Annotated in this window: 4 protein-coding genes; 2 read left to right on the top strand and 2 right to left on the bottom strand. The window is 65.9% G+C overall.

Annotated features, from left to right (window positions below; all coding sequences use genetic code 11):
* A partial coding sequence (locus EOA38_RS32120; protein WP_127301114.1) for an isochorismatase family protein occupies nt 1-327 on the bottom strand: 327 nt, incomplete at its 3' end.
* A 154-nt stretch (nt 328-481) separates the two neighbouring features.
* Here EOA38_RS32120 and EOA38_RS32115 point away from each other — a divergent pair.
* Nucleotides 482-1,009, top strand: coding sequence for a hypothetical protein (locus tag EOA38_RS32115; protein ID WP_189350126.1), 528 nt, complete (start codon nt 482-484; stop codon nt 1,007-1,009).
* A gap of 10 nt (nt 1,010-1,019) precedes the next feature.
* On the opposite strand, the gene EOA38_RS32110 is transcribed toward EOA38_RS32115, so the two are convergent.
* Nucleotides 1,020-1,928, bottom strand: coding sequence for a LysR family transcriptional regulator (locus tag EOA38_RS32110; RefSeq protein WP_126094554.1), 909 nt, complete (start codon nt 1,926-1,928; stop codon nt 1,020-1,022).
* Between the two features lie 98 nt (nt 1,929-2,026).
* On the opposite strand from EOA38_RS32110, the gene EOA38_RS32105 reads away from it, so the two are divergent.
* A partial coding sequence (locus EOA38_RS32105; protein ID WP_145966170.1) for an MFS transporter occupies nt 2,027-3,035 on the top strand: 1,009 nt, incomplete at its 3' end.

Here is a 3,035-nt window from a genome sequence, read left to right as displayed (position 1 = left end):
CTGCCCTGCCACCCATTCGGCAAGCGCCGCGTTGGAGAAAGCATTGCCGACCGTCTTGCCGAAGGTCGGCTCGTCGGCGGCCTGGCCGAGTTGCGGCCACACCGGCCAGCCGGAAGCGCCCGGAGCCAGCGGATCGCCCGCCGGCCCGTCATGGCGGACGAAAGCCACCTTGCGGCCGGAGCGGCGCGCCCAGTCGATCAGTTTTCGAGCGCGCTCGGCGATCGTGTCCGCGTCGTGAATCGGCGGATCGAAGCGGCCGTCGAACATGCCGGTCTGAAGGTCGATGACGATGAGCGGAGCGGCGGCGGAGGGAGCGGTGTTCGGCATGGCGCGAGGATAGCGTGGGTGGAGGATGGGTCAAGGATGGGGCAGCGCCGCAGGTACCATTGTCGAGTCGAGGCGAACAATCCCCAGTTGAAAAGTGATAACATTACAACTACTTTAAGCCGAGTGATTGGGCGGAATGTCTGGGGAAATAACAATGAATCAACAATGCAGCGTATTCCTGATCGGGGCAGACGCCGGCGAGGACGAGCAGGCGTTGTTCACGCTGCAAGATGTGGGAATCAAGTGCCGGCTCACCTGTAGCTATCGGAACAAGGTCATCGAGGCGGAAGAAGACGACTATTTCGAAGCGTTGTGCCAAATCCGCAAGCAGCTCGAAGTCGAAGGGATACTGCCCTTTTGTTACGGCGCGAGCTGCAACGTTTTCCCTGAGGGGACCGTGACCGAGATGAGTCGTGGATTGGTGGTCTGCAAGGTGAAAACAGGGGAACACCCTAACAAGAGCAATTTAGTCAATATATTTGACCAGGGCTATGATGTGGTTCCCGTGTTCGTCCACATGCAGCAGAAGTTTTGGGATACATGGCTCGCCTCCCTGCCCCGATCGCAAGGCTCAGAGATGACGACCACAAAGGTCGGCGCTGCGCCCTCACTCTGGCGATTACTAACACTTGGCTTCGCTAAAGTGTTGAAATCGCTATCTCCCCCACCAAAGGAAAGATAGCACCGCCACCCTACGACATCAGCGGCATCGGGCCCTTCAGCGCCTCGGCCAAGGCGTCGCGGAACACTGCGATCGGCCGCGCGAGCCTTCCGGCCGGCGGGCGGTGGAGCAGCCAGCAGCGCACCTGCGGGCGGAAGCCGGGGCAGTTGACCACCTCGACCACGTCGCGCCACGGGCTGCCCGACAGCGCGCCGGGGGTTACGACGCCGATGCCGTGGCCGCGCGCCACCAGCGACATACGCAAGTCGGCCCCCTGCGCCTCGACGCCGACATGGAAGGGCAGCCGCGCCAGCTCGAAGCGGTGGCGGATGAAGGCGCGAAAACCGCAGCCGGTCTCGTTCAGCACCCAGGGGTAGCGCGCAAGATCGGTGAGCTCGGCCGGCTTCGGCACGCCGAGGCTTGGCGAGGCCACCAAAAGCACCGACTGCACGCCGAGATCGTCGCCGACCAACTCGGGCGGCGGCGCGACGCCGTCGGCAAGGCAGACGGCGACCGCGTCGATCTCGCTGTGCAGCACCTGCTCGACCAGGCGCGGCGACAGGCTGGAGGTGATCTTGAGCGTCAGTTGCGGGAAGGCGGCGCGCAAGCTGTCGAGCGGCTCGGACAGCGCGCTGGTCGAGAGATAGGGCATGATGCCGAGGCGGAACTCGCCCCTCACCTCGCCGGCTGGCGAGACGCTGGCCTTCAAATCCTCCAGCGAGCGCAGCACACGGCGGCCATGCTCATAGGCCTCGCGGCCCGAAGCGGTCGGCTTCAGCGGCTTCGACTGGCGGTCGAGCAAGGGCGTGGCCAGCCGCTCCTCCAGGCTCTGGATGCGGCGCGTGACACCTGGCTGGGTGAGATTGAGCCTGGCCGAGGCGGCGACGATGGAGCCGGTCTCGATGACGGCGACGAAGGCTTCGAGGTCATGGATGTTCATGCGTAACTCGCATAATCATTATCGTGTTAATTCAATTGTAGCATTATGCTCGATCGCAATAAAGTCCTCGGCAGATATGCGAGCCACGAGGATTTTTCATGCACGGAACCAACAATGCCGAAGTCGCGGCGGCCGAGTTCGCCGAGCGACCCCGAGCCGGCGAGAGCACCGGGGCCATCACCCGATCGCAGACGCTGCTGTTTGCCGCTTCGGTCGGCATCATCGTCACCAACCTCTTCGCGCCGCAGACGCTGGTCGGGCTGATCGGCCCGTCGCTGGGGGCCGCTGCGTCCGAGAGCGGGCTGGTCTCGATGGCCACCCTGCTCGGCTATGCCGCCGGGCTGTTCTTCCTGGTGCCGCTGTCGGACCTCGTCGAGAACCGCGTGCTGGTGCTGCGCATGCTTTGCGTCGCCGCAGTTGCGGCGGCCGTCGCGGCGTTCGCGCCCTCTGCCGCTTCGCTGCTCCTCCTGCTCTTCATCCTCGGCGCCGCCTGCTCCTGCATCCAGGTGCTGGTGCCGGTCGCGGCCTCGATGGCGCCGCCCGGACAGGACGGGCGCGTCATCGGCGATGTGATGAGCGGCCTGATGATCGGCATTTTGCTCTCGCGTCCGCTCGCCAGCCTTGTCGCAGACGCCTTCGGTTGGCGCGCCTTTTATGGCATCAGCGCCGGCGCGCTGGCGCTGCTCGCCATGCTGCTCGGGCTCGCTCTGCCCCGGCGGCGGCCGCTGGCAAATGCGAGCTACGCGGCGCTGCTCGCATCGCTGTTTGAGCTGTTGCGCGAGGAGCCGGTGCTGCGCCGTCGTGCGCTGACGGCGAGCCTTGTGATGGCGGCCTTCAGTGTATTCTGGACGGCGGTGGCGCTACGCCTTGCAGCACCGCCCTTCGATCTCGGCCAGCGCGGCATCGCGCTGTTCGCGCTGGCCGGTGCCGGCGGCGCGGCGGTGACGCCGCTCTTCGGCCGCGCCGGTGACCGCGGCTTCACGCGACCGGCGACGATTGCCTGCCATCTCGGCCTGATCGCGGCGCTCGGCCTTGCGGCGTGGGCGGGCGCGGCCGAAGCCGGCGGCACATGGGTGCCACTCATCTTGATGGGCGCAAGCGCCGTGC

It is taken from the genome of Mesorhizobium sp. M1E.F.Ca.ET.041.01.1.1, from assembly GCF_003997355.1.
GTDB lineage: Bacteria > Pseudomonadota > Alphaproteobacteria > Rhizobiales > Rhizobiaceae > Mesorhizobium.
This window is presented reverse-complemented; position numbering and strand designations above follow the sequence as displayed.

What these genes read in the sequence shown, in the direction of transcription:
- EOA38_RS32110 (WP_126094554.1), bottom strand. Translation starts at nt 1,928, where the DNA reads ATGAACATCCATGACCTCGAAGCCTTCGTCGCCGTCATCGAGACCGGC.
- EOA38_RS32115 (WP_189350126.1), top strand. Translation starts at nt 482, where the DNA reads ATGAATCAACAATGCAGCGTATTCCTGATCGGGGCAGACGCCGGCGAG.